This is a genomic window from Mucilaginibacter sp. P19 (assembly GCF_050632265.1).
Taxonomy (GTDB): Bacteria; Bacteroidota; Bacteroidia; order Sphingobacteriales; family Sphingobacteriaceae; genus Mucilaginibacter; species Mucilaginibacter gossypii.
On record NZ_CP192586.1, the window covers coordinates 6131663 to 6158318 of the forward strand.

24 protein-coding genes and 2 pseudogenes are annotated in these 26656 nt (G+C 42.8%); 24 read left to right on the forward strand and 2 right to left on the reverse strand.

The window, feature by feature from the left end:
• Positions 1–50: 50 nt before the first annotated feature.
• The 17 genes and pseudogenes from ACQ86K_RS30125 to ACQ86K_RS30205 all read left to right on the forward strand — a co-directional run bounded on the left by ACQ86K_RS30125 (position 51) and on the right by ACQ86K_RS30205 (position 15910).
• On the forward strand, positions 51–806 hold the full coding sequence (locus ACQ86K_RS30125) for an ROK family protein (RefSeq protein ID WP_090532325.1): 756 nt from the start codon (positions 51–53) through the stop codon (positions 804–806).
• Positions 807–844: 38 nt separating this feature from the next.
• Positions 845–2848, forward strand: a complete 2004-nt coding sequence (gene tkt / locus ACQ86K_RS30130) for a transketolase (RefSeq protein ID WP_112653383.1) — start codon at positions 845–847, stop codon at positions 2846–2848.
• An 81-nt stretch (positions 2849–2929) separates the two neighbouring features.
• A complete protein-coding gene (gene rpiA, locus ACQ86K_RS30135; protein WP_091167076.1) occupies positions 2930–3637 on the forward strand; it encodes a ribose 5-phosphate isomerase A in 708 nt (235 codons plus the stop codon).
• Positions 3638–3906: 269 nt separating this feature from the next.
• On the forward strand, positions 3907–4995 hold the full coding sequence (gene tal, locus ACQ86K_RS30140; RefSeq protein ID WP_091167073.1) for a transaldolase: 1089 nt from the start codon (positions 3907–3909) through the stop codon (positions 4993–4995).
• A 136-nt stretch (positions 4996–5131) separates the two neighbouring features.
• Positions 5132–5722, forward strand: coding sequence for an HAD family hydrolase (locus ACQ86K_RS30145; protein WP_431199315.1), 591 nt, complete (start codon positions 5132–5134; stop codon positions 5720–5722).
• Positions 5719–7143, forward strand: a complete 1425-nt coding sequence (gene gndA, locus ACQ86K_RS30150) for an NADP-dependent phosphogluconate dehydrogenase (protein ID WP_091167067.1) — start codon at positions 5719–5721, stop codon at positions 7141–7143. Before ACQ86K_RS30145 ends, gndA begins: the two co-directional genes overlap by 4 nt.
• A gap of 26 nt (positions 7144–7169) precedes the next feature.
• Positions 7170–8684, forward strand: coding sequence for a glucose-6-phosphate dehydrogenase (zwf, locus tag ACQ86K_RS30155; protein WP_090532336.1), 1515 nt, complete (start codon positions 7170–7172; stop codon positions 8682–8684).
• Between the two features lie 6 nt (positions 8685–8690).
• Positions 8691–9422 carry a 6-phosphogluconolactonase gene (gene pgl, locus ACQ86K_RS30160; protein ID WP_091167064.1) on the forward strand — a complete coding sequence of 244 codons (732 nt, stop codon included), beginning with the start codon at positions 8691–8693 and terminating at the stop codon, positions 9420–9422.
• Between the two features lie 390 nt (positions 9423–9812).
• Positions 9813–10415, forward strand: coding sequence for an outer membrane beta-barrel protein (locus ACQ86K_RS30165; protein ID WP_091167061.1), 603 nt, complete (start codon positions 9813–9815; stop codon positions 10413–10415).
• 172 nt (positions 10416–10587) lie between these two features.
• Positions 10588–12034 (forward strand): annotated as a pseudogene (locus ACQ86K_RS30170) (sigma-54-dependent transcriptional regulator).
• Between the two features lies 1 nt (position 12035).
• Complete coding sequence (locus ACQ86K_RS30175) at positions 12036–12239, forward strand: hypothetical protein (RefSeq protein ID WP_091167056.1); 204 nt, start codon at positions 12036–12038, stop codon at positions 12237–12239.
• A gap of 77 nt (positions 12240–12316) precedes the next feature.
• A pseudogene (locus ACQ86K_RS30180) lies at positions 12317–13350 on the forward strand (AI-2E family transporter).
• 163 nt (positions 13351–13513) lie between these two features.
• A complete protein-coding gene (locus tag ACQ86K_RS30185; RefSeq protein ID WP_090532345.1) occupies positions 13514–13780 on the forward strand; it encodes a YtxH domain-containing protein in 267 nt (88 codons plus the stop codon).
• A 61-nt stretch (positions 13781–13841) separates the two neighbouring features.
• Positions 13842–14192, forward strand: a complete 351-nt coding sequence (locus ACQ86K_RS30190) for a phage holin family protein (protein ID WP_167516304.1) — start codon at positions 13842–13844, stop codon at positions 14190–14192.
• A gap of 3 nt (positions 14193–14195) precedes the next feature.
• Positions 14196–14642 (forward strand): hypothetical protein, encoded by a 447-nt coding sequence (locus ACQ86K_RS30195; RefSeq protein WP_091167049.1) that lies wholly within the window; start codon positions 14196–14198, stop codon positions 14640–14642.
• Between the two features lie 276 nt (positions 14643–14918).
• The gene (gene trmB, locus ACQ86K_RS30200) at positions 14919–15578 is read left to right on the forward strand and encodes a tRNA (guanosine(46)-N7)-methyltransferase TrmB (RefSeq protein ID WP_091167047.1); all 660 of its coding nucleotides are present in this window, start codon (positions 14919–14921) and stop codon (positions 15576–15578) included.
• Entirely contained in the window at positions 15578–15910 is a 333-nt protein-coding gene (locus ACQ86K_RS30205; protein WP_091167044.1) for an MGMT family protein, read from the forward strand. The genes trmB and ACQ86K_RS30205 overlap by 1 nt, the downstream gene beginning before the upstream one ends.
• Positions 15911–16128: 218 nt before the next feature.
• Here the strand turns inward: ACQ86K_RS30205 and ACQ86K_RS30210 are convergent, their stop codons facing one another.
• Together ACQ86K_RS30210 and ACQ86K_RS30215 are read right to left on the reverse strand one after the other, a co-directional pair.
• Positions 16129–16488: a VOC family protein gene (locus ACQ86K_RS30210; RefSeq protein ID WP_091167042.1), complete on the reverse strand. Its 360-nt coding sequence runs from the start codon at positions 16486–16488 to the stop codon at positions 16129–16131.
• 67 nt (positions 16489–16555) lie between these two features.
• Positions 16556–16933 carry a VOC family protein gene (locus ACQ86K_RS30215; RefSeq protein ID WP_091167039.1) on the reverse strand — a complete coding sequence of 126 codons (378 nt, stop codon included), beginning with the start codon at positions 16931–16933 and terminating at the stop codon, positions 16556–16558.
• 112 nt (positions 16934–17045) lie between these two features.
• Here ACQ86K_RS30215 and ACQ86K_RS30220 point away from each other — a divergent pair, with 112 nt between their 5' ends.
• The 7 genes from ACQ86K_RS30220 (at position 17046) to ACQ86K_RS30250 (ending at position 26598) form a co-directional block, all read left to right on the forward strand.
• Complete coding sequence (locus tag ACQ86K_RS30220) at positions 17046–17390, forward strand: carboxymuconolactone decarboxylase family protein (protein ID WP_091167037.1); 345 nt, start codon at positions 17046–17048, stop codon at positions 17388–17390.
• 126 nt (positions 17391–17516) lie between these two features.
• Positions 17517–18086, forward strand: a complete 570-nt coding sequence (locus ACQ86K_RS30225) for a DNA-3-methyladenine glycosylase I (RefSeq protein ID WP_091167035.1) — start codon at positions 17517–17519, stop codon at positions 18084–18086.
• Positions 18087–18244: 158 nt separating this feature from the next.
• The gene (polA, locus tag ACQ86K_RS30230) at positions 18245–21052 is read left to right on the forward strand and encodes a DNA polymerase I (RefSeq protein WP_091167032.1); all 2808 of its coding nucleotides are present in this window, start codon (positions 18245–18247) and stop codon (positions 21050–21052) included.
• Between the two features lie 138 nt (positions 21053–21190).
• A complete protein-coding gene (locus tag ACQ86K_RS30235; protein ID WP_431199316.1) occupies positions 21191–21754 on the forward strand; it encodes a carboxypeptidase regulatory-like domain-containing protein in 564 nt (187 codons plus the stop codon).
• 74 nt (positions 21755–21828) lie between these two features.
• Complete coding sequence (locus ACQ86K_RS30240) at positions 21829–23574, forward strand: TonB-dependent receptor plug domain-containing protein (protein ID WP_431199317.1); 1746 nt, start codon at positions 21829–21831, stop codon at positions 23572–23574.
• Between the two features lie 340 nt (positions 23575–23914).
• Positions 23915–25339: a glycogen synthase gene (locus tag ACQ86K_RS30245; protein WP_091167026.1), complete on the forward strand. Its 1425-nt coding sequence runs from the start codon at positions 23915–23917 to the stop codon at positions 25337–25339.
• A complete protein-coding gene (locus ACQ86K_RS30250; protein WP_090532368.1) occupies positions 25336–26598 on the forward strand; it encodes a glucose-1-phosphate adenylyltransferase in 1263 nt (420 codons plus the stop codon). The genes ACQ86K_RS30245 and ACQ86K_RS30250 overlap by 4 nt, the downstream gene beginning before the upstream one ends.
• Positions 26599–26656: the final 58 nt, after the last annotated feature.

Below are 26656 nucleotides of genomic sequence, written 5' to 3' on the forward strand. Positions count from 1 at the left end.
GGAACTAAGGTTTTCACCAAATTGCCAACCAGCTAAATAAATTACGCTAAATGAAAAAAACACCATCCCAATTAAGGGTTCTCTCAATCGATATCGGTGGATCACACATTAAAGCCACTATCCTGAATAAAAAAGGGGATTTAAAAATGGAGTACGACAAGATACCTACTCCCGCTCCTGCAAATCCCGAAAACGTTATAAAAGCTATCAACACCCTTGTGAAGGATTTTCCGGCATATGATAAAATATCGGTTGGTTTTCCGGGTTATGTAAAAAACGGGGTTGTTAAAACCGCGCCTAACCTTGGTACCGATTACTGGGCCGATGTTGATTTAAGCAAAAAACTGGAAAAAGCATTAGGCAAACCAACACAGGTGGTAAACGATGCCGATATGCAGGGGCTTGGCGTAGTTGCCGGGAAAGGCCTCGAAATGGTGATAACCCTGGGCACAGGTTTTGGTACTGCTTTGTTAATGGACGGTCATTTATTGCCCCACTTTGAGCTGGCACACCTCCCGATAAAAGAAGGCATTACCTATGATAACTATATCGGCGAGAAAGCTTTGGAGAAAGAAGGCAAAGAGAAATGGAACAAACGCATGAAAAAGGTTTTCAAAATATTGAAAACTGTATTCAATTACGATACTTTATACATTGGCGGCGGCAATTCAGATGAGCTTACCTTTAAGCTCGACAAAAACATGAAAATAGTTACCAATGCCGATGGTATCAAAGGCGGCGCAAGGCTTTGGCTCAGTGAGGACGAAAGTAAAACCAAGCGCAAAATAGCAACACCTACCGAGTAAATTAAAAACTAACACTAACTACAATACCTGATAACAAAATGGAAAACCAACAAGACATAGAAAAATTGGCGATTGATACCGTAAGGGTATTGGCAGCCGATGCTGTGCAAAAAGCAAACTCAGGCCACCCGGGTACAGCTATGGCGCTGGCACCAATGGGCCACGTTTTATGGACAAAATTTTTAAACTACAACCCTAAAAACCCTGATTGGGCAAACCGCGACAGGTTTATCCTTTCGGCAGGCCACGCTTGTATTTTACAGTACAACTTTTTGTATTTAATGGGCTATGATCTTTCATTAGATGATATCAAACAGTTTCGCCAGCTAAACAGCAAAACGGCCGGTCACCCTGAATATGGTTTGGCTCCGGGCATTGAAGTAACTACCGGCCCGCTGGGACAGGGCTTTGCCAATGCTGTGGGCTTTGCCATTGCTCAAAAACACCTGGCTGCCCGTTACAACAAACCTGGTTTTGAGCTGTTCAACTACAATATTTACACCATTTGCAGCGATGGCGACTTGATGGAAGGTGTAACTTCCGAAGCAGCATCATTGGCTGGTCACCTGCAATTGGGTAACCTCATCTATTTGTATGATGACAACCACATCTCTATTGAAGGCAGCACTGATATTGCTTTTAATGAAGATGTAAGCGCCCGTTTTCGCGCATATGGCTGGCACGTGCAGGACCTTACTGACGTAAACGATACCCACGCGCTTGAGCTGGCTTTGATCAATGCCAAAGCCGAAACTCAGAAACCATCATTTATCCGCGTTCGCTCGCTGATTGCCTATGGTAGCCCTAATAAATCGGGCACTGCAGGTTCACATGGTTCGCCGCTTGGCGCCGACGAAATTAAACTGGTAAAACAGTTCTTCGGTTTCGATCCTGAAAAATCATTCAACGTACCTGACGAGGTGCTGGATTACTATCACAAAAAAGGTGCACGCGGCGCTGCAGTTGAAGAAAAATGGAACAAATTATTTGCAGATTATAAAGCAAAATTTCCTGAGTTAGCCGCCGAATACGAAGCTGCCGCGAAAGGCGAACTACCTGCAGGCTGGAAAGATAAATTGCCGGTATTTAAAGGTTCCGACCCTAAAATGGCAACCCGCCAGGCCTCAGGCAAAGTATTAAACGCTATTGCGCCGGCATTGCCAAACCTTATTGGCGGTGCGGCCGACCTTGCCCCATCAACCGAAACTAACCTGAAAGAGTACGATTCGTTTACATCAGAAAACCGTGCAGGCCGCAACTTCCACTTCGGGATCCGTGAGCATGCTATGGGTTCTGCATTAAACGGTATGGCTTTAACCAAAGGTGTGTTGCCGTTTGGTGCTACCTTCCTGATGTTCTCTGAATATATGCGCCCGCCAATCCGCCTGGCGGCCATCATGAAAATAAACCCGATTTTTGTTTATACGCATGATAGTATTGGTTTGGGCGAGGATGGTACTACTCACCAGCCTATTGAGCAATTGGCTTCTTTACGTTCGATACCAAACTTAACCGTGATCCGTCCGGCTGATGCCAACGAAAGCGCGCATGCATGGCGTGTTGCCATCGAGAAAAAAGGCGGCCCAACTGTGCTGATCTTCACCCGCCAGGGCTTACCTATCCTTGACCAGGATAAATATGGCAAAGCCGAAAACCTGGAAAAAGGTGCTTATATCCTTTCAGAAGGCAGCAAAGGCCCGGATCTGATCCTGATCGCTACCGGATCTGAAGTAGCTTTAATTATGCAGGCACAGGAAAAACTGGAAGCTGAAGGCATTTCAACCCGCGTGGTAAGTATGCCATCATGGGAATTGTTTGAAAAACAGGATGCGGCTTACAAAGAATCAGTATTCCCTAAAGCAAGTAAAAAACGTTTGGCGGTTGAAATGGCATCACCAATGGGCTGGCACAAATATATCACTGACGAAGGCGATATGCTGGGTATGACCACCTTTGGCGAATCAGCCCCAGCCGAAGATCTGTACAAACACTTCGGCTTTACTGTTGATAACGTTGTTAAAAAAGCAAAAGCTCTTTTATAGAGGCAAGAAATCAAGAGTCAGGAATCAAGATCTTTCTTCCTTCCTGGCTCTTGACTCTTGACTTCTTGATTCTGAACTAACATGAACTGGAACAGCAACCTGATAAATAACCTTGAGTGGGCCGATAAGATCATCAATATCGAAGGCAAACAAAAGGTAGCTGCCGAAATTGCAGCAAAAGTTAAGGATGGCGATATTATAGGTGTTGGCTCGGGTTCAACATCATACCTGGCTTTGGTGGCCATTGCCCAAAGGGTAAAAGATGAAAAGCTGAATGTAAAAGCAATCCCAACTTCGGTAGAGCTTTCTATGTTTTGCAGTAAACTGGGCCTGCCAATAACAACGCTGTATGAACATAAACCCGATTGGCTTTTTGACGGAGCTGATGAGGTTGACCCCGACAAAAGCCTGATCAAAGGGCGCGGCGGGGCTATGTTTAAAGAGAAGTTGCTCATCAGCTCAAGTGAAGTAAGTTATATTATAGTTGATGAGTCGAAAATGGTTGATAAATTAGGCTCGAAATTTCCGGTGCCTATCGAGGTTTTCCCACAGGCATTACCTTATGTGGAAAAGGAGCTGAAAAGTTTAGGAGCCACCGAAATAGCTATCCGTCCGGCAAAAGGTAAGGATGGGCCAATAATTTCAGAAAATGGCAACCTTGTATTGGATTGCAAATTCGATGAAATTGGTAAAAGTTTTGAAAGGGATATTAAATCGATAACAGGGGTAATAGAAAGCGGGCTTTTTATCGGCTTTGATGTGAATATTATCATGGCCTCGAACAGTTAGATTTAGCCTTAAGTTCGACATCTTTAGTCCGAAATCTTAAAGAAAATGAGACTTTTGATTTGCTAATTCTAATTTAAGACTAAAAACCGGCATTTACTGCTAAAAACTGCAGACTTAACCCGGAAATATTAACAAAGTATGATATAAATCTTACAATTACTGACATTCTTATTAAGAACTTTACATAATAGACCGATTTGGTAGCAATTTTTACTACCTTCATCGCGCTTTTAACAAAATAATTAACAAACACAAAAACAAACCCTATTATGGCAACTAATAACGTAGCACAGATACATGGTTTTGGTCAGAGTATCTGGCTTGATTTTATTGACCGTGAGATCATTTCTTCAGGAAAACTTAAACAATTAATTGACGTTGACGGCGTACGCGGCGTTACTTCAAACCCTGCAATTTTTGAAAAGGCTATCAGCAGCAGTTCTGATTACGATGCTGATATCGCTGCTCTTAAATCTGAAAGCGACAACGAAAAGCTGTTTTTTGAAATAGCTGTTAAAGATATCCAGGCTGCTGCCGACCTGTTTAAAGGTGTTTACGAAGAATCAAACAAAGTTGATGGTTACGTAAGCCTTGAAGTTTCTCCGTTCCTGGCTTTAGATACCGAAGGTACTGCTAAACAAGCAGAAGAACTTTGGAAAAAAGTTAACCGCGAAAACGTAATGATCAAAATCCCTGGTACTAAACCAGGTTTGGCTGCTATTCAGCAATCAATTGCAAAAGGTATCAATATCAATGTTACCCTGCTGTTTGGCTTAGAGCGTTATGAAGAAGTGACCGAAGCTTACATTGCAGGCCTGGAAGAGCATTTAGCTGCAGGTCATAAAATTGCCCACATTGCGTCAGTAGCCAGTTTCTTTCTGAGCCGTATTGATGTTGTTGTGGACCCGATCATTGAAGCAAAAGGCGAAAAAGAGCTGTATGGTGAGGTCGCAATCGCATCAGCTAAAAAAGCATACGAAATTTATAAAAGGGTATTCAGCAGTGAAAGGTGGAAAAAACTTGCCGAGCAAGGTGCACAACCACAGCGTTTATTATGGGCAAGTACAGGCAGCAAAAACCCTGCATTTAAAGATACCAAATATGTTGAGGCATTAATTGGCCCGGACACGGTTGATACCGTTCCTCTGGAAACCGTTGACGCTTTCCGTGATCACGGTGTTGCTGCCAACACTTTAGAAACCGGTTTAGATAAAGCTACCGAGATCTTAGCCAAACTACCTTCTTTAGGTATCGACCTTGCTGCTGTAACCCAGCAACTGGAAGACGAAGGTATCGAGAAATTCAACAAGCCATTTGAAAAGTTGTTGAACGCCATCGAAACACAAAAGAATAAGTAATAAGTTCGAAGTCTTAAGTCGAAAGTGATGAGTTCGAAGTCGGGGTAATTATTTTGACTTCGGACTTAATACTAAAGACTTACGACTAAAAAAATACATCTATGGAAGTTGCTGATCTAAAGATCCTTTTTTTGACGTGGGCGGCATTTTGCTGTCGAACGGATGGGGGCATGAGGCGCGCGAAGAAGCGGCCAAACGTTTTAACCTTGATTACGAAGAAGTTAACGCGCTGCATAATTTCATTTTTAACGTATATGAAATTGGCAGTATCACGCTCGACGAATACCTTGATACGGTGATATTTAACCACCCGCGGGATTTTGTACGCGAAGATTTTAAGGATTTCATCTATTCTACATCTGTGGAATTGCCTATGCTGCAATTCCTGAAAGATTGGAAAAAAGATTGCGGCTTCCGCATTATATCAGTGAACAACGAGGGTAAGGAGCTAAACGATTACAGGGTACGTAAGTTTAAGCTGCATGAGTGTTTTGATGCCTTTGTATCATCATGCGAAGTAAAAATGCGTAAACCTGATCCGGGTATCTGGCAGTTAGCTATGGGTATAGCCCAGGTATCGCCTCAGCAATGCGTTTATTTCGACGACAGGAAAATGTTTGTCGATACCGCGCAAAAATTAGGCATCCGTTCTTTTCAGCACACCAGCCTCGAAAACACTAAGAAAATTTTAGAAACTCTTAAAAAAGAAAACCTCAAAACAACATGAGCGCAACAGAAAATAAATACGCCTTTGGTATGATAGGCCTGGGTGTTATGGGTCGCAGCCTGCTGCTGAACATGGCCGATCATGGCTTCGCGGTGGCCGGGCACGATAAAGATACCGGTAAAGTAGATTCATTGAACCAGGAAGCTGGTGACAGGGCCGCAAAGGGCTTTGCCGATGTTAAAGAATTTATACAGAGCCTTACCACACCAAGGGCTATCATGATGTTGGTGCCTGCCGGTAAAATTGTTGACGCTGTAATTGAGGAATTAACCCCGTTATTAGAAAAAGGCGATATTCTGATTGATGGCGGTAACTCGCACTTTACTGATACAAACCGTCGTGTTGAGGAACTGGAGGCTAAAGGACTGCATTTCTTTGGCATGGGTGTATCAGGCGGTGAAGAAGGTGCCCGTCGTGGCCCAAGCATGATGCCGGGTGGCGATAAGGATGCTTATGCTGTCATGAAACCTATTTTTGAAGCCATTGCTGCTAAAGTTAACGGCGAACCGTGTGTTACTTACATTGGCCCTGGCGCATCAGGTCACTTTGTTAAAATGGTTCACAACGGTATCGAGTACGGTATCATGCAGGTAATTGCCGAAACTTATGAGATCCTTAAAAAAGGCTTAAAGTTAGGTAACGACGAAATTGGCGATCTGTTCACTAAATGGAACGAAGGCCGTTTACAGTCATTCCTGTTAGATATCACCAAAGATATTTTCAAATACAAAGCACCTGGAACCGATCATTTATTGTTAGATGATATTAAAGACGAAGCGAAAGCTAAAGGTACAGGTAAATGGACGTCGCAGGTGGCTATGGATTTGGTAACCCCAATCCCAACCATCGATACATCGGTATCTATGCGCGACCTGTCTAAATACAAATCACTGCGCGAAAAAGCTTCTGCCCTTTATAACGACCCTATTGAGCTTAAAGGAGATAAAGAAGAGTTACTGGTTGCTTTAGAGCAGGCTTTCTATTTTACCAGCATCCTTACTTATGCACAGGGTATGCACCTGCTTACCAAAGCATCTGAAGAGTATAAATATGACCTTCATTTGGGCGAAATTGCCAAGATCTGGAGAGGCGGCTGTATCATCCGTTCAGAATTTTTGAATGACATTTACAATGCTTACAATAAAGATCAGGCACTGCCTCACCTTTTGCTTGACAGTGATATACAGGCATTGGTTGCCGGTACCTTACCAGGCATCAGGAAAGTATTATCGGCTACTATTGCTGCCGGTGTTGCTGCTCCCGGTTATGCTTCAGCATTGAGCTATTTTGATGCTTTCCGCAGCGAAAGAATGCCTTCAAACCTTACCCAAGCCCAGCGTGATTATTTTGGCGCGCACACTTATGAGCTGATTGGTAAAGAAGGCACTTTCCATACACAATGGGCTCCGGCAAACGACTAATTGACGCTATTAATTAAAACAAAACAATGAGCACAACAGCTAAATCAGACCCTACCATATTTATCATTTTTGGTGGAACGGGAGATTTGAACTCCCGGAAAATTGCGCCGGCCCTATATAATCTATTTTTAGATGGATGGATGCCCAAACAATTTTCCATTATTGGTACCGGTCGTACCAAGCTAACCGACGAGCAGTTCAGAGAAAACCTATATAAAGATATCAACCAGTTTTCGCGCAGCGGTAAAACGGATGATAAACAATGGGCCGAATTTGTAAAAAACGTTTATTACCAGGTATCTGACGCTACTGATTTTGAAACATACAAAGAATTTGGCAAACGCATTGAGAAACACAACGCCGAGTGGAAAACTAAGGCAAACGTGTTGTTTTACCTTGCGGTAGCGCCTAATTTCTTCCCGATCATTGCCTCAAACATATCAAAAGCTAAATTGGCCGATGATAAAAAACGTGTAAGGATCATCATTGAGAAACCATTTGGACACGACCTGGAAACTGCAAAAGATCTGAACCAGTTATTGAAAAGCATTTTTGATGAATGCCAGATCTATCGTATCGATCATTACCTGGGTAAAGAAACTGTTCAAAATATCATGGCTTTCCGTTTTGCCAACTCCATTATGGAGCCGCTATGGAACCGTAACCACATTGAACACGTACAGATCTCCGTTACCGAGCAATTAGGCGTTGAAGAACGCGGCGACTATTATGATGGTTCGGGCGCTATGCGTGATATGATCCAAAACCACCTGCTGCAGTTGCTTTGCCACGTGGCTATGGAGCCTCCTATCAGTTTTAGCGCCGACGAAGTACGCGACCGCAAAGTTGACGTATTGAAAGCAATGCGCAAATTTACCGCCGAAGATGTTCGTAATTCGACCGTTAGGGGCCAATACGGCAGCGGATGGATGAAAGGTAAAGAAGTACCGGGATACCGCGAAGAACCAAAAGTTAATCCGGAATCAAATACCGAAACTTTTGCAGCAATTAAGTTCTTCATCGACAACTGGCGCTGGCAAGGTGTACCATTCTACTTGCGTACAGGTAAAAGAATGCACCAGTCATCATCAGTTATCACTATCCAGTTTAAAGATGTCCCTCACCAGATTTTCCCGGCCGAAGCTACCGAAAGCTGGCAGCAAAACAGGTTGATCATCAGCATTCAGCCAGAGATGAGCATCCGTTTGCAGGTTCAGGCTAAACGCCCCGGTATCGATATGGTATTAAACGCCGTTGATATGGTGTTTGACTATAAAGGTACTTATACCAACCAGGCACCTGAAGCTTATGAAACACTGATACTGGATACCATGATGGGCGATCAAACCCTGTTTATGCGTGGTGACCAGGTTGAGGCAGCATGGGAACTGGTAATGCCGATACTAAACACATGGCAAAATAAAAAGAGCCTTAACTTCCCTAATTATTCGGCCGATTCATGGGGCCCTGAAGCTGCAGAAGCTTTAATTGCCCGTGATGGCTATAACTGGTTTACTTTACCTGTAAACGGTAAAAAATAAAAGCTGATGAAACTGAATATCTATAACACAGAAGGTGAAGTTTTAACCGGGCTGGCCGATCATTTTGTTATCCTGGCTACCGAAGCCATCAACAAAAACGGGAAGTTCAGTGTGGCGCTTTCGGGCGGCAGCTCACCTAAAAAGCTATACGAGCTATTAGCTTCAACAACATACGCCGACCAGGTGAACTGGGAAAAAGTTTTCTTCTTTTTTGGCGATGAGCGCAACGTGCCACATGACCATAAAGACAGCAACTACCTAATGGCAAAAAAAGCGTTGTTTGAGCCATTGATGATCAGTCCGGCACAGATTTTCCCGGTTGAGACATCGTTTGGCCCTGCCGAAGCTGCAGCCAAATACTGGGAAGTGATCTCGGCGTTTTTTGATGACGGCGAAGCAAGCTTTGACCTGGTGCTGTTAGGCTTAGGCGATAACTCGCACACCGCATCATTATTCCCTTATACGCCGGTGTTGCATGACCGTGTGCCTGGTGTAAAAGAAGTATGGCTTGAAGATCAGCAGGTATGGCGCATTACCCTCAACGCACCGCTTATTAATGATGCTGCTCAAATAGCATTCTTAGTTTACGGCGCAGGCAAGGCCGAAGCTGTAAAACACATCCTGGAAGATGATGAGGATATTGAGCTTTATCCGGCACAGCTTATTGATTCCATATCCGGCGAAGTAGAATGGTTCCTTGACGAACCCGCTGCTGCCGATTTGGAGAATAAAGAATAATATCTGCTATTATTTTAGCAACTAAAGGGCTTGGGCGTTTGCTTAAGCCCTTTTTGTTTTGAGTAGTTCTATAATGATTACGGGATGTATATTGTAAACTAAATTCACAGGATTTTTTCGGCATTTACTCGTTTCGCCCAATTTCACGCAGAATTCATCATTTTTCGGGTCAAAAGCCCATGTTAAGCCAATGTTAATTTTGACAAAAAAACAGCAATTACAAGTCCATTTTACACTCGCCTGACTAAAATACCCATAGGGTCAAAAAATAAATTACTATTAATCAATCGATTAAATATTCATGACTTTTGGATGAAAAATCGCATCTGATTTGTGTTGTTAATTTGCTGTGTGTTTAAAACAACATATATCAAAAACACAACAATAGTTATGAAAAATTTATTCAAAGTTTCAGCATTAGCCCTTGCATTTGCAGGCTTAGCATTTGGTGCAAAAGCACAAACATCTACACCTACCACCACTACTACAACATCAACTACAACTAAAAGCGGCATCCGTTACAGCATCGGTGTTGACGCAGGCATTCCTCTTAGCAATTTCAAAGATAACTACAAGTGGAATTTAGGCGGTTCGGTACAGGCTGATATCCCGGTTCTTTCAAACCAGTTATTTGTTACTGTTAACGCAGGCTATAACAACGTATTCGGTAAAAAAGATATTGGCGGTGTACAAGGCCTTGACGCACCTGATTTTCATTTAATCCCGGTTAAGGCAGGTTTGAAATACTTCCCTATCAGCAATTTTTATGTTCAGGGCGAAGCCGGTGCTGCATTCCTGTTAAACAAATCTGACGTTGGCGCTAATAAATCAACTGCATTTGTTTATGCTCCGCAAGTTGGTGTTCAGTTCCCGGTAAGTGCAAGCAGCTTTATTGATGCTGGTATCCGCTATGAAGCAACTACCAAATATGCAACAGGTGTTGATCAAAGCAAAGTTAACTTTATAGGTTTACGTGTAGCGTACGGCTTTTAATATATGGCCCTACAAATACCTTGATATAAAAAGGGGAGCTCATTCGGCTCCCCTTTTTTATTATGTTTTTTTAGTTGATATGAACCTTTATAATTAAATAAATCGTATAAATTAGCACATTGTTTGTATTTTGACACGTAATATTACATTTACCGCACAATAATTGCTGAATATGAAAAGGATCCTCATCATTGATGATGAAGTTAATGTGGCGTTATTGCTATCGAAGTTTTTGACGCGGAATGGGTTTGACGTTAGTACGGCATCAAGCGGTACCGGGGGATGGAAGCGTTGAAAAATGGTGAATATCAACTTGTACTATGTGATTTCAGGCTCGAAGATACCGACGGCCGTGAAATGCTCCGCAATATTAAAATCCAATATCCAAAAACAGGGGTTATCATCATCACCGGCTATTCAGATATTAAAATGGCGGTTGAGCTTATTAAAATGGGGGCCTATGATTATATCACCAAGCCGCTGTATCCCGATGAAATATTAAATACTATTAATAAGGCCCTTGAAACACACCATGCCCTGGTTGAAATTGACGAGGAGCCACAGGCGACTATTTTACCTGAGAAAACTAAAGTTAGCACCGTAAAAAAACCGTTTTTGCAGCCGAATTTGTAACTGGCACCAGCCGCGCGTCAAAAGAGCTTGCCCGGCAGATAGAACTGGTGGCACCAACAAACTACAGTGTTATTATTTTAGGCGAAAGCGGTACCGGAAAAGAATCCGTAGCGAAAAGTATTCACCTCAACAGTCCGCGGCATAACCAGCCTTTTATAGCCATGGATTGCGGTTCTTTAACCAAGGAGCTCGCGGCAAGTGAATTTTTTGGCCACGAAAAGGGTTCATTTACCGGCGCTTTATATACTAAAATAGGCCACTTTGAAATGGCTAACGGAGGTACTTTATTTTTAGATGAAGTGGGCAACCTTTCGTACGAGATCCAGGCAGCTTTACTTCGTACCGTACAGGAACGTAAAGTTAAAAGAATAGGCAGTACCAAAGAGATAGATCTTGATGTACGCATTATCATAGCCACCAATGAGAACCTACAGGAAGGGATTCAGAAAGGCCGCTTCCGCGAAGATCTTTATCATCGCTTTAACGAGTTTAGCATTTACATGCCGCCATTACGTGAGCGCGGCCATGATATTATATTACTGGCAGAACATTTTTTAAAAATAGCCAACCAGGAGCTCGGGCGCAACGTTGAATCCTTCTCACAGGAGGTTGTAGATTGCTTTATGAACTACCGCTGGCCGGGCAACATCCGCGAGCTTAAAAACGTGATCCGCCGGGCAGCGCTTTTAGCCGAGGGCAATGAGATCACGCTTAAAGCATTGCCGCTTGAAATGTCGACCTATAAATTATCATACGAAACGGCTAATCATTATACGCAACATCATCATACCACATCGCATACAGAAGAAGCGCCCGAGGCTAAAGAACCCCGTCATGACCTTAAAAATGCCGCGCTCGAGGCCGAGTATGAAACAATTATAAGGGTGTTAAGGGAAGTTAATTTCAACAAAACCAAAGCTGCCGAAATCCTGAATATCGACCGCAAAACCCTTTATAATAAAATGAAGGCCATTAACCTTAAGTAAAATGGGGGCTCATGAAGAAAAAGACGATGCCGAGACCCTGCGTAAACTAAGGCACGACATAAAAAATCAATTATCAAACATTCACCTGGCGCTTGAGCAATTACGGTATGAAATACCCAATCCAACATCAGACTGTTTGTTTTACATGGATACCATAGAAATAAGTTCAATCCGGATCAATACCCTGCTTAACGATACCAACTAAAGGCGTTGCAATTAATGATTGAAACGCTAAAACTTTTGGCGTTTTTTTGTTTAAGCAAGTATCAATCAACAGCCTACATGTCAGTCTTCAATTATAAGCAGCGCAACAATATTATCCTGGCGAGTATCATTATACTTGGCTGTTTCTTATTATATGCGCTCAGCAGCTTGTTTAGCTCAATCCTTGGCGCAGTGGTACTGTTCACCATTTTTCGTCCCCTTTACATTAATCTTGCCGAAAACAAAGGATGGAACCGCTCGCTGGTGGCCCTGCTTATTATTTTTATATCGCTTATTGTGATTGTGATCCCCTTCTTAACACTAAGCATAATGGTTGTGGGCAAAATTTCAAGCATCAACCTTAAAGATCTTCCTATTGACCAGTGGATTTCAAAAATCGATGCATTTGCCGGCGCAAACCTTAATCAACCTCATTTTGCCGAAGAGACATTACAAAAATTAGGCACTTTTGCTACCGGTCTCTTCCCGTCTATACTGGGCAGCGCGGCCAACACCATATTGACCCTGCTGGTATTGTATATTATACTATATTTCATGTTTACACAAATACGTGAATTTGAGGCCGGGTTATTGAAATATGCGCCATTCAGGGAGCAGCATGCATTGAAATTTGCCAATGCCCTGCGCGATTCTACCTATTCAAACGTTTTAGGCCAGGGAATTATAGCACTTACACAGGGAATACTACTGGCCAACGGATTTTGGATATTTGGCATTCCCGACCCGATTTTTGGGGGGTTATCGCTATCTTTATTTCGTTTTTACCTGTGGTAGGTGCACCAACGTTATGTATCCCGGCAAGCATTGTATTGTTTGCACAGGGGCACAACTGGCAGGGGGTAGCATTACTGGCTTATGGTTTATTGTTCATTGGCAATATTGATAATTTTTTGCGCATGATCATTAACAAGCGTGTTGCCAACACACACCCTATTATTTCAATAATAGGCGTTTTTATAGGCCTGCCCCTTTTCGGGATCCTGGGCCTGGTGTTTGGCCCGGTACTGCTATCCTATTTCCTGCTGCTGATGGAAATTTATGAAACAAACCGCATGGCGGCCGACAGGCTTGAACGGATAAACAGCTTATAAAATATATCGTACAGCCCTGAATAGTTTTGTGAACACAGGGTAAAATTTATTTGACTGATAAAAGTTAATTTATACTTAAATAAAAATAATTGTGCCAAATGCACATATTTGGCAGGATATTTACACGTAACTAATAAAATGTTCAACTTTTAATTATATTACAATGAATGATAACTCAAAAGTAGTTGTTGCATTGCTTGCCGGTTTAGCAGCAGGGGCAGCGTTAGGTATTTTGTTTGCACCTGATAAAGGCAATGAAACCCGCGACAAGCTTACCGAATCATTAAAAAATCTTGGAGAGTCGATAAAAGATACTGCCGCTGCCGAAATTGACAACCTGGTTGGCTTAAAAGACAAAGTTGTTGAAAACATCAAGTCGAAAATTAAAGGTGCCGAAGAAGAATATCAGGACGACCTGGAGCACGCATAAGCATGTATAACACCAATCCCGGATGCCGATAAAACAACATCCGGGATATATAACCTTACTCATGGAAGATAAAAAAGAGACTCAACCACCAGTACCCCCAATAGTTGATCAATTAAAGGAATATGCCGAAACACGGTTTAAGCTTTTAAAATACGAAGCTATTGAAGGTGGCACCTCCATATTAGCAAGCATTATTGCCGATTTGGTGACTGTAATAAGCATGGTACTGGCTTTTCTTTTTGCAAGTGTTACCTTAGGCTTTTTTCTTGCCGATATTTTACACTCTTACTGGATGGGTTTTGGATGTATTGCCGTGCTATACTTTTTGATAGCCATGTTTATCAAGATATTTAAACGACACCTTGAAAGGCCGCTTATCAACATCTTTATTCAAAAAATATTTAAAAGATAAACCATGGATCTCCATATCACCAACATCAGCGATCTGCAAGCCGAAATATTCAGGTTAAAAACACTTGAAAAACAGCAATCGGTGGCTTTGAAAGCGCGCGTTAACAGCCCTTCTGCTTTATTTTCAACTGTGCTTACGCTGTTCCCGCGTTCAAATGATACCGATGGTGTAAAAAATACCAGTTTTTTTCATCCCGATATCCTCAACCTCATCTCTAGGTTCGTGATTCCGCTTACCTTGAATAAAACGCTTTTTAAACACTCCAACTTTTTGGTAAAAACACTGGTTGGCCTGGTATCACAAAAAGCTTCAAACTATGTTAATGAAGATACCGTGAGCAGCATTTGGGACAAAGCAAAAACGCTTTTCGCCAAATTCACCAAAAAGAAAGATGACGTAGCATATAAACCTACGCCATATGTTAAGCCTGTGGGCGGGGCTGTGGTATAATAATTTTTACACGAATTTTTCGAATTGAGACGAATTTCACGAATTAGAAAGTTTAACCTTTGAACTTCGTGTAATTCGATTAGTTGCTGCTCAATCTGCAAATCAATTCGTGTTAATAATTCCCACACGAATTTTGCTAATTATTCGAATTTCTCAAACCTGCTATACAGATCCATTAAACCAATTCGTTTAATTCGATTTAATTGCTCTGCAACAAGCAAATCATTCGTGTTAAAATAATTTCAATATTTTTGCGCTTTATTTTAAAAACGTAAAGTGGGAAAAGATAAGTTAAGGCGTTTTGCCGAGGTTGAAACCTTTAGTAATGTATTGCAATTAGATGCCGGCAAACCGTTTAAGGGACAATGGGATTCTGAATTTTTCAAAAATGACAATCCTGTAGTGCTTGAGTTGGCCTGCGGCAAAGGCGAATATACCGTGAACCTCGCGCGGATGTTCCCCAATAAAAACTTCATTGGTATCGACTACAAAGGCAACCGCATTTGGCGCGGCGCCAAAACTGCCATCGAAGATGGTGTGCCTAATGTTGCTTTTTTACGCATCCAGATCGAAAACCTGCTCGATTATTTTGCCCCCGGCGAGGTTGATGAAATCTGGATCACCTTTCCCGACCCGCAGCCGCAATTAAGCCGCGAGAAAAAGCGATTAACTTCACCACGGTTCTTAGATAAATATATCATCGTCTTAAAACCTGGTGGCTGTGTTAACCTTAAAACAGATAACGATGGATTGCATGCTTATACCGCCGAAAAAATTGACGAGCTGAAGTTGAATCTGTACGTTAAAACTGAAGATCTATACAATTCGGTATATGCGGACGAGGTACTTTCTATTAAAACCTACTACGAGAAAAAATATTTAAAGGATAACAAAAACATTAACTACCTTAAGTTTTCATTTCCTGAAAACGCCTGATGGAGGACATTAATTTTTTTGAAAAAGTTTACCAGGTAGCCCGACTCATTCCGCCGGGACGGGTGACCTCATATGGTGCTATTGCAGCCTATCTTGGTACCAAAGGCTCATCGCGCATGGTAGGCTGGGCCATGCAGGCAGCGGGCAATGCCAAACCAGCAGTTCCGGCTCACCGGGTGGTAAATCGGCAGGGCTTGCTAACGGCAAAAGCCCATTTCGGCGGCAACCGCATGGCTGCAATGCTGGAAAGTGAAGGCGTAAAAGTAGTTGACGATCAGATCCAGGATTTCAAAACAGTTTTTTGGGACCCTATGGTAGAGCTGGCGTTGTAATCTACCGCTAAACTTATTTAACCATATCATTGCGAGGAGCGAGCCGGATAGTGCGTGAGCGCGACATGGCAATCTCGTAGCCAATGCATAAAAGTCAAGTACAGACCAACCTAAACGGACGAGATGCCGCGCTACGCTCGCAATGGCATTTTTTCTATTTCAAGATATAGATAATTTCATCATCCCAACACTTGTTGGCTCCAGCAGCAATTATTAGTTTACTCTGTAAACTGCAGCAACTCCATCCTGTTTCCAAATGGATCAATAAATGAAAACCGCGTGCGATCCGGAAGAACAGGTTCTTCCCAAAACTCAACGCCATAGCTTTCCAGGTGCCGGCGGGCTTCTGCAATATCGGTAACCTCAAAGGCCGTATGCCGCGATGTTCGCGGTAAAGCATCTTCGGTACTTAAATGAAGCTGGATATCTGATATCTGAAACCAATAGCCTTTTGAATTAAAGGCCGGTCGTTCTATCCGCTGTAACCCCACAACGTCGGTATAAAAAATTCTTGCTTCTTCCAGCCGTTCTAACGGAACACAAATCTGGATATGGTCGGCGCGTTTAAAGTTGATCATAAGCCCCTCTAAATCCCCCTAAAGAAGGCGATTTTAATTAAATTATTAATTTCTATGATAACCTCGGTTATTCATGCTCGGCAAAAGTAAGCACATAACCGTTATTATCTTTTATGGAGAATTCGGTAGCACCATAAAAAGTAGTTTCGAGGCCTTTTAGTACGGTTACCTTATCCTTTATCTCTTCGAAAAAAGTACGGATATTTTTCAGGTTGATGTACAACAGTAATGAGCCGCCATCGGTACGGCTTATCTCGGGCAGATCATCGGCCAGGCTGCTAAAGGTTTGGAACATCATGGTAACGCTTCCGTTAGTCATCATGGCCCAAACAAGATCGGGCCCGGTTTCGGGAACACTCATTGCCACTTTAAAACCAAGCAGTTCATAAAAGCTGATGGTTGCATTAATATCGTTTACAAAAATGTTAGGTGATAAACTTTCCATAATTAGTGTGTAAAGAATTTGGTTAACGCCATAAAAATAACGATCCAATCTTTTAAATGCTAAATATTTTAGCTTAATTAGCTTAAATTTTTATTAACAAACACAACACCCCGTGGGAAAACTTGTAGAAGAATTTGACGCCTATCGCTCTAAAATGAACGACAGGATCATGGAAACCGCCAATACCAATATTAAACGCTTTTTTGCACTCGATACCACCAGCTATGCCGAAGGCGCACTGGATGTTAAAACCAAAGAAATGCTCGGCCTGGTTGCCAGCATGGTTTTACGCTGCGACGATTGCATTAAATACCACCTCGGCAAATGCCACGAAGCGGGCGTTAATCACGATGAAATGAACGAGATTTTTATGATAGCCAATTTGGTTGGAGGCTCAATAGTTATTCCACATTATCGCAGAGCTGTTGAATATTGGGATGAGTTGAATGAACAATAAAATAACCTCACCACGTCATTGCGAGGAACGAAGTAATCGCGAACTATACAGAGCGGCTCCGCTAATCGAGGATTGCTTCGTTCCTCGCAATGACGTGATTTATAATCAACATAAACCTTGTAAAACATGACCGATCAAACAAATCCAAAAGACCTAATCCGCTGCTCCTGGGCAGGCACCGACGAATTATATATCAAATATCACGACGAAGAGTGGGGCAAAGAAGTTCATGATGATCATACCTTATTTGAATTTCTGATATTAGAATCTGCACAGGCCGGGCTTAGCTGGATCACTATATTGCGCCGCCGCGAAGGCTACCGTAAGGCATTTGCCAATTTTGATGTGCAAAAAGTAGCAGCTTTTACCGATGAAGACGTTGAGCGCTTAATGCATGACGAGGGTATCATCCGCAACAGGCTTAAAATATTAGCCGCTATCAACAATGCTAAACTGTTCATCGGTATACAAAAAGAATTTGGTTCGTTTGATAAATACCTGTATAGCTTTATGCCCGATGGAAAACCTATCGTAAATCATTCGCATAAAATACCGGCTACCAGCCCCGAATCTGACGCTATCAGTAAGGATATGAAAAAACGGGGTTTTAAGTTTTTCGGCAGTACTATTTGTTATGCCCACATGCAGGCTACCGGTATGGTAAATGATCATATTCCTGATTGCAGCTTCAAATAAAACAAACACGAATTTTCCCGAATGTGATCGAATTACGCAAATTGATAATGAAATTAAAACCATGCAATTCATTAAAAATCGTGTTCTTTGCATAAACACCGGCATCAAAAATTTCGAGTCAATTAGCTTAAATTCGTGCAATTAGTGTCAATGATATTATGAAAAAACTATTTCTTTTGGATGGCATGGCCCTTATTTACCGGGCGCATTTTGCTTTAAGTAAAACACCACGGTTTACCTCAAACGGGCTAAACACCTCAGCAATGATGGGATTTACCAACACCCTGCTGGATGTTTTGAAAAAGGAGGCTCCCACCCACATGGCCGTGGTTTTTGATACCGAAGCACCAACCGAACGACATACCGATTTTGAAGGCTACAAAGCTCACCGCGAAGCCATGCCCGAAGATTTGGCAAAGGCTTTACCTTATGTTATAAAAATCATATTGGGGTTTAACATCCCGGTTATCACGTCGGATGGATACGAGGCTGACGATATCATCGGTACCCTTGCAAAAAAAGCTGAGCAAAAGGGCTACACTGTTTATTGTATGACTCCCGATAAAGATTTTGGCCAATTGGTATCAGATAATATTTTCATTTACAAACCGGCCCGCATGGGCAACGAGATGGAAATACAAGGAGTGAAAGAGATATTAGCCAAATGGGAGATTGAGCGTGTTGACCAGGTGATAGATATTTTAGGGCTATGGGGCGATGCGGTAGACGGCATTCCGGGTATTCCGGGCATCGGCGAAAAAACGGCAAAAGCCCTCATTAAGCAATATGGCTCAATGGAAAACATCTTTGAGCATAGCCATGAGCTTAAAGGAAAGCAGCGCGAAAACGTTGAACAGTTTAAAGAGCAGGGCCTGATGTCGAAAAAACTGGCTACCATATTGCTAAATGTACCTGTTGAACTGGATGAAGAAGGCCTCGAAGTATGCGCTCCAAGTAAGGAACTATTAGAGCCGCTTTTTGCCGAATTAGAGTTCCGTACTTTAGGCAAGCGTGTATTTGGTGATGATTTCAGTATTACTGAACTGAAACCGGCCGGAACCCAGATCGATCTTTTTGGCAATCCAACAGCAACTGGTCGCACCACCATGACGGTTGATGTGGAAGATATTCGTGAGGACCTGATCATCGCTGCCAAAAATATTAACAATACGCCGCATGAGTATCATTTGGCCGACACCCTTGAAAAACGGGCCGAACTGATCAACATATTAGCGCAGCAGCCAACCATTTGCTTTGATACCGAAACCACCGGTACCGATCCTAATCATTGCGAACTGGTAGGCTTGTCATTTTCTGTTAAACCACGACAGGGCTGGTATGTACCCGTCCCTGCCGACCAGGCGGGAGCACAAAGCATTGTTACCGAATTTAAAGCAGTGCTTGAAAATGAAAATATCGGCAAAATAGGGCAAAACATTAAGTTTGATATCCTGATGCTCAAATGGTACAACATCGAAGTGAAAGGAACTCTGTTTGATACCATGCTGGCCCATTACATCCTTGATCCGGATACCCGCCACAATATGGATATCCTGTCGGAAAATTACCTGGGCTACAAACCGGTTTCTATAACCGAACTTATTGGCCCCAAAGGCAAAAACCAGGGCAATATGCGCGATGTGGATTTTGAAAAAATAAAAGAATACGCCGCCGAGGATGCGGATATCACCCTGCAGCTAAAAGATATTTTTGAGCCTAAACTAAAAGAGGTAGAGGGCGAAAAACTGGTGAATGAAATAGAGCACCCGCTTATTTACGTACTGGCCGATATGGAGTACGAAGGTGTGAAAATAGACCATGATACCCTGCGTGAGTTTAGCAAGCAACTGGAAACAGATATTGCCCAATATGAAAAAACAGTTTATGAAAAAGCAGGCGTAAAATTTAACATTGCATCGCCAAAACAACTGGGTGAAGTATTGTTCGAGAAACTGATGCTTGACCCTAAAGCCAAAAAAACCAAAACCGGCCAGTATCAAACCGGAGAAGACGTATTGCTTTCATTAGCTGCCAAGAGCGATATTGTGCGTGATATTCTTGATTTCCGCCAGCTGCAAAAATTAAAATCGACTTATGTTGACGCGCTGCCGCAGATGGTAAACCCTAAAACAGGCAGGGTACATACATCATACAACCAGGCTGTTGCCGCAACAGGCCGATTAAGCAGCGTTAACCCCAACCTGCAAAATATCCCTATCCGTACCGAGCGCGGCCGCGAGGTAAGGAAAGCTTTTATCCCGAGAGATAGCAACCATACCATCGTCTCTGCGGATTATTCGCAGATAGAACTGCGCATCATTGCCGAGATCAGTAAGGACCCTAACATGATGCAGGCCTTTATCAATAACCACGATATCCACACGGCAACAGCTGCCAACGTTTACGGCATCGGGCTTGACGAGGTAACCAGCGATCAGCGCCGTAATGCCAAAGCTGTTAACTTCGGCATTATTTACGGCCAGTCGGCCTTTGGCTTATCACAAAGCCTGGGGATTCCGCGTAAGGAGGCTGCCGAGATCATCGAGCAATATTTTGTGCAGTTTGCCGGCATTAAACAATACATGAGCGATACCATGAACTTCGCCCGCGAAAATGGCTACGTGTGCACGCTGATGGGCCGCCGCCGCTATTTGCGCGATATCAATTCGGCCAATGCAACCGTTCGCGGTTTTGCCGAGCGAAATGCTATCAATGCCCCAATACAGGGCTCAGCCGCCGATATGATCAAAATTGCCATGATCAATATCCACAAAGAACTTAAGGCACAAAAGCTGGATACCCGCATGACCATGCAGGTACATGACGAGTTGGTGTTTGACGTTCCGAATCATGAAGTAGAGATCGTGAAACCGATCATTATGCATCACATGAAAAACGCTATCAAAACCGAGGTACCCATCATGGTTGAAATCGGCACTGGTTTGAACTGGCTTGAAGCGCACTAAGTCCTCAGACTTTAATGGGGATATCGGCCTTGTTTATCCCCATTTTATTTGCCCGCACATTTTCCTGATAAAACTATGAAAGCAAAAATCGCTTTAATATATTAAGCTCCATGACAAACCATTACAACGGAGGCACCGGTGAATAAAGCGTTACTTAAACTTAGCATAATATATCTTTGTGCTTTGTTTACATCTTCATCATCAAATGCCCAAACAGCTGTTATTAAAGGGACTGTTACCAACGGGCTTTCAAACATACCACTTCCGGGAGTTTCTGTAATGGTTATTAATCAATCATCCATCGGTACAATCACCGATTCACTCGGCAACTATAAGATTGTCTTAAAACCGGGAAATTTTGGCTTATCGTTTTCAAAAATCGGTTTTAAAAGCAAATCCTCGTTAGATATCCAGGTAAATAACGTTAAGGCTACTATTGTGGATATAGCACTTGATGAGGAGGTAGCCAGCCTTAATGAGGTAAAAATTACGGCAAGCAGCCGCCTCAACAAAACGCTTGAAAGCCCGGTATCATTACGTAGCATCGTCGTATCCGAAATTAAGCGAAACCCTGGCGGCAATCGTGATATCTCAAAAGTTATCCAATCGTTACCCGGTGTTTCGGCGCCGGTAAGTTTCCGTAATGATATTATTATAAGAGGGGAGCACCTAACGAAAACCGATTTTATCTCGACGGTGTAGAAATTCCTAACATCAACCACTTTGCCACACAGGGCTCATCCGGCGGACCAGTTGGCCTGATCAACGTAGATTTTGTGAAAGAGGTTAATTTTTATTCGGGGGCTTTTCCCTCAAACCGGGGCAATGCTTTAAGTTCTGTATTTGAGTTCAACCAAAAAAATGGCCGGTCGGATAGAATGGGGGCCACCCTTACCATCGGCTCGAGCGATTTTGGTGCTACTATTGAAGGTCCGCTGGGTTCAAAAACCACCTATCTGGCATCGTACCGTTACTCATACCTGCAAGGTTTATTTAAATTACTTAAACTGCCTTTTTTACCATCATACCAGGATTTTCAGTTTAAGGTTAAAACCAAATTCGACAACAAAAATGAGCTTACACTCATCGGCCTCGGCGCGCTCGATAAGTTTAAGCTCAACTTCGGCACCGATCCAACCGAAGAAAACCAGTACATTTTGGCAACAATCCCAACCAACGATCAGAAAAACTATTCAGTTGGTGCGGTTTATAAACACTTTGGGCAACATGGCTTTTCACAAGTGGTGATTAGTCGCAGTTATTTGGATAATGGAGCCCAAAAATTCAGGGATAATGACGAGAGTTTGGGCCAAACGCTCAATTACCGGTCGGCCGAGGCAGAGAACAAATTCAGGTTTGAGCATACCGAACAGGCGGGCAATTATCGTGTAAACTTCGGTACCGGCGAAGAAACGGCGTCTTACAGTACCAATACGTTTAACCTGCTACCCTTCGGCAACCATATTTACCAATCAAAGATTAATTTTTTTAAGTATAACCTGTTTGGCCAAATCAGCCGAATATTTTTTGACAATAAGCTATCACTCTCATTCGGTGCCAGGGCCGATGCCAACAACTATTCAAGCCGGATGAACAACCTGCTAAAAACCTTTTCGCCGCGCTTCTCTGCCTCCTATAACTTTACCGATCAGTTTAGCATCAATTTTAATACTGGCATTTATTACCAGTTGCCGGCCTATACTGTTATGGGCTATCGGGATAGCACTAATCGTTTGGTAAACCGGGATGTAAATTATATTGAAAACAAACAGCTGGTATTAGGTTTTGAGTATAATACGCTTAAAAACACCCGCTTTACGGTTGAAGGTTTTTATAAACATTACAAACATTATCCTGTTATTCGTCAATTGAATGATTCCATCCCGCTGGCTAATCTTGGTGCCGACTTTGGTGTTATTGGTAACGATGCGGTTGTTGGCGAAAGCAACGGCCGTAGTTATGGCGTGGAGTTTTTCGCACAGCAAAAGCTAAACAAAGGTTTTTATGGCATTTTCGCGCTTACACTTTTTAAAAGCGAGTTTCAGAACAAAAATGGCAACTATGTGCAATCATCCTGGAATAGTCGATATATTTTAAGCATGACCGCCGGCAAAATCCTTAAACGCAACTGGGAAATAGGTGCTAAATTCAGGTTTACAGGTGGCAGTCCGTACACGCCTTATGATCAGCAGCTATCGTCACTTAAAACAAATTACAGTACCTATCCGCAGGGAATTTTCAATTACACGCAATTGAACGGCCGGGTTTTAGATCCTTTTTACCAGCTTGACGCCCGGGTTGATAAAAAGTACTATTTTAAACATTACACGTTCAACGTTTACTTCGACATTCAAAATTTAACAGCTCATACCTATAAGGAACAACCGGTTGTAGTTGCGGTGAAAGATGCTTCAGGAAACCTTCAGGATCAGCCAGGCGACCCGTCGCACATTCAAACCAAATTGCTTAACCGCAAAGGCGGGAATGTGCAGCCGACACTTGGGGGTATTTTTGAGTTTTGATCAATTTAAAAAACTTCGCTCTCAAGGGTAAGCGCGGGGAAGAGCAAAGGCGGGGCTGTGTTTCTGTGTTAAAAAAACAAAGCATAGACACTCCGTTCCTCAGCTCTCAAGAGGGTAATCGCACTTTCCTGCACTTTTATCCTTAGTGTACCGGTTATAGCAATAATTCGTAAGCGCAGGTGCTTTCTCAATCCTTCCTTTTCCCTATCATTTTTACAACTATAACATCTTAACGATAATAAAATTTCAGCGCTTTTTATCTAAATTTTCCAAAACTATATTAATTCTCATAGGTTTCTCTTTTGGTAATCTTTGCTTAAATTGAGCCAATAAAACCTGAATGAAAATATACCATTTGAGTGCCGAGTGCTATCCCGTTGCTAAAGTTGGCGGGCTTGCCGATGTTGTTGGCGCATTGCCTAAGTACCAGAACCTTGCAGGTTTGCAGGCTGCGGTTGTTATGCCTTTTTACGATCGTAAGTTTACCCAGGAAAACGACTTTGAAATTGTGTTTGCTGCTGCAACCTTACTCGGTAATCGCCGACTTTTCTTCGAGATATTGAAAGAGAAAACAAACAAACTCGGTTTTGAACTTTATTTAGTAAAAATTCCTGGCTTGCTCGACAGGGAAAATATCTACAGTTACCCTGATGAGCGTGACCAGTTCATGGCTTTTCAATTGGCATTTTTAGATTGGATCAGTTATTCACAGCAAACGCCCGATTTGATCCATTGTCATGACCACCACGCCGGGTTAGTCCCGTTTTTACTTTATCATTCCAAGCTATATACAAGGCTGGCCAATACCCCAACCATATTTACCATACACAACGGCCAGTACCACGGCGCTTTCGGCTGGGACAGACTATCCTTATTACCTGAAATTGACCTGACCAAAACAGGCTTGCTTGACTGGGCCGGCGGGATCAATCCACTGGCGGCTGCGGTTAAATGCAGCTGGCGTTATACAACGGTGTCTCCAACTTATTTGGAGGAGCTTACTTATAACTCCAATGGTTTGGAGTACCTGTTTTACATTGAACGGGCAAAGGGCTACGGTATCATGAACGGCATCGACACCGAGGTTTGGAACCCGCAAACCGACCCAATGATCCCAACCAAATTTTCAACTAAAACATTGGCTAAAGGCAAAAGGGCTAATAAAGAAGCTATTTGCAAACGCTTTGAGCTCGATCCCGAAAAACCATTGTTTACTTTTATCGGCCGCCTGGTTGTTGAAAAAGGCGCAGATCTGCTGCCTGCCGCTATTGAACGCAGCCTGCTCGAAAACGAAGGCGAAGTAAACTTTGTAATATTAGGAGCCGGCGATAAGGAAAATGAACTGGCGCTGCTTCAGCTTAAAAATAAATATCCTGAGCATTGTAATGTTTTTATTGGTTATGACGAGTCATTGGCACACTTAATTTATGCGGGGGCCGATTTCCTGTTAATGCCGTCACGCGTAGAACCTTGCGGCCTTAACCAGTTGTATGCGCTGCGTTACGGCACCATGCCAATTGTACGTACCACCGGTGGATTGAAAGATTCTGTCATTGATTTTGGCGATGAGGGAGGCTACGGGATCCGCTTTGTACAGGCCAGCGTACAAGATATTTGCCACTCGGTTTTCAGGGCAAAACAACTTTACCAGGATAGCGCAAAAATGCAGCAGCTACGCAAGCAAATGATGGCCCTTGATTTTTCATGGGCACGCTCAACACAACAATACACTGAACTATACGAAAGCTTAAAACTAACTTTATGACATCCAAAGTAATCTCCATTGTGCTCGGTGGCGGCCAGGGCAGCCGTTTATCACCGCTTACCGCAACGCGGTCAAAGCCGGCAGTTCCAATTGCGGGTAAATATCGTTTGGTGGATATTCCCATTTCAAACTGTTTGCACTCGGGTATTACGCGTATTTATGTGTTGACGCAGTTTAACTCGGCATCCTTAAACAAGCACATCAAAAACACTTATCATTTCAGCAGCTTTAGCGATGCTTTTGTTGATATTCTTGCGGCAGAGCAAACGCCGTCAAGCGTGGCCTGGTTCCAGGGTACGGCCGATGCTGTTAGGCAAAGCTTACACCATTTGGCGGTGCATGAGTTTGAGTATGTGCTGATCCTGTCGGGCGATCAATTGTACCAGATGGATTTTGAAGATATGATCAACCATCATATCGAAACCAATGCCGAAATTTCGATAGCTACCATCCCTGTTGATGCAGCTGACGTTCCGGGCTTCGGGATCCTGAAAACTGACGAAAACAACATGATCACCTCATTTATCGAAAAACCCAAAAGCAATTTCGAAAGCTGGGCGTCAGAGGTTAGTCCGGAGATGGAAGCTGAAGGCCGTGTATACCTGGCGTCAATGGGTATCTACATCTTTAATCGCAAATTGTTATATGAATTGCTTGAAGGCAACGAGCGTACCGACTTTGGTAAAGAGATCATCCCACAATCAATTGAAGGCCATCGCGTAGCCAGCTATCAATATGAAGGCTACTGGACAGATATTGGTACTATCCCTTCATTTTTTGAGGCCAACCTGGGTTTAACTGATAACATCCCCAAGTTTAACCTGTTTGATAAAAACCCGATCTATACCCGTGCGCGCATGTTGCCTCCGTCAAAAATATCAGGCACGCTGATGGAAAAATCTATTGTTGCCGACGGTTGTATTATCAATGCCAAACAGATCATCCATTCTATAATAGGGATCCGCACCCGCATTGGTGTTAATACCATTATCGAAAACTGTTACGTAATGGGCAGCGACAATTATCAAACTCTTGAGGAGATTGCCGAATGCAAAGAAAGCGGTTCGCCAATTATGGGCATCGGCGATAATTGCCATATTCAAAACGCCATTATTGATAAAAATACATACATCGGTAACAATGTAACCATTAACTGCGGCGAGAAGCTTGAAGACGGCGATTACGGCACTCATACCGTGCAGGACGGTATTGTGGTAGTTAAGAAGCGCGCTATAATACCAAGCGGTACGGTTATTTAATTAAAAAATAAAAAACAAACCATAGTTAATTTGTTATAGATAGAACTAACCATCTAAA

Bases quoted from the DNA above. Each gene is read 5' to 3' on its own strand.
- ACQ86K_RS30225 (WP_091167035.1), top strand. From the start codon at position 17,517: ATGACCGATCAAACAAATCCAAAAGACCTAATCCGCTGCTCCTGGGCA.
- gndA (WP_091167067.1), top strand. From the start codon at position 5,719: ATGAGCGCAACAGAAAATAAATACGCCTTTGGTATGATAGGCCTGGGT.
- ACQ86K_RS30250 (WP_090532368.1), top strand. From the start codon at position 25,336: ATGACATCCAAAGTAATCTCCATTGTGCTCGGTGGCGGCCAGGGCAGC.
- ACQ86K_RS30215 (WP_091167039.1), bottom strand. From the start codon at position 16,933: ATGGAAAGTTTATCACCTAACATTTTTGTAAACGATATTAATGCAACC.
- ACQ86K_RS30175 (WP_091167056.1), top strand. From the start codon at position 12,036: ATGGGGGCTCATGAAGAAAAAGACGATGCCGAGACCCTGCGTAAACTA.
- ACQ86K_RS30205 (WP_091167044.1), top strand. From the start codon at position 15,578: ATGGAGGACATTAATTTTTTTGAAAAAGTTTACCAGGTAGCCCGACTC.
- ACQ86K_RS30165 (WP_091167061.1), top strand. From the start codon at position 9,813: ATGAAAAATTTATTCAAAGTTTCAGCATTAGCCCTTGCATTTGCAGGC.
- ACQ86K_RS30185 (WP_090532345.1), top strand. From the start codon at position 13,514: ATGAATGATAACTCAAAAGTAGTTGTTGCATTGCTTGCCGGTTTAGCA.
- ACQ86K_RS30190 (WP_167516304.1), top strand. From the start codon at position 13,842: ATGGAAGATAAAAAAGAGACTCAACCACCAGTACCCCCAATAGTTGAT.
- pgl (WP_091167064.1), top strand. From the start codon at position 8,691: ATGAAACTGAATATCTATAACACAGAAGGTGAAGTTTTAACCGGGCTG.
- polA (WP_091167032.1), top strand. From the start codon at position 18,245: ATGAAAAAACTATTTCTTTTGGATGGCATGGCCCTTATTTACCGGGCG.
- zwf (WP_090532336.1), top strand. From the start codon at position 7,170: ATGAGCACAACAGCTAAATCAGACCCTACCATATTTATCATTTTTGGT.
- rpiA (WP_091167076.1), top strand. From the start codon at position 2,930: ATGAACTGGAACAGCAACCTGATAAATAACCTTGAGTGGGCCGATAAG.
- tal (WP_091167073.1), top strand. From the start codon at position 3,907: ATGGCAACTAATAACGTAGCACAGATACATGGTTTTGGTCAGAGTATC.
- tkt (WP_112653383.1), top strand. From the start codon at position 845: ATGGAAAACCAACAAGACATAGAAAAATTGGCGATTGATACCGTAAGG.
- ACQ86K_RS30195 (WP_091167049.1), top strand. From the start codon at position 14,196: ATGGATCTCCATATCACCAACATCAGCGATCTGCAAGCCGAAATATTC.
- ACQ86K_RS30245 (WP_091167026.1), top strand. From the start codon at position 23,915: ATGAAAATATACCATTTGAGTGCCGAGTGCTATCCCGTTGCTAAAGTT.
- ACQ86K_RS30210 (WP_091167042.1), bottom strand. From the start codon at position 16,488: ATGATCAACTTTAAACGCGCCGACCATATCCAGATTTGTGTTCCGTTA.
- ACQ86K_RS30125 (WP_090532325.1), top strand. From the start codon at position 51: ATGAAAAAAACACCATCCCAATTAAGGGTTCTCTCAATCGATATCGGT.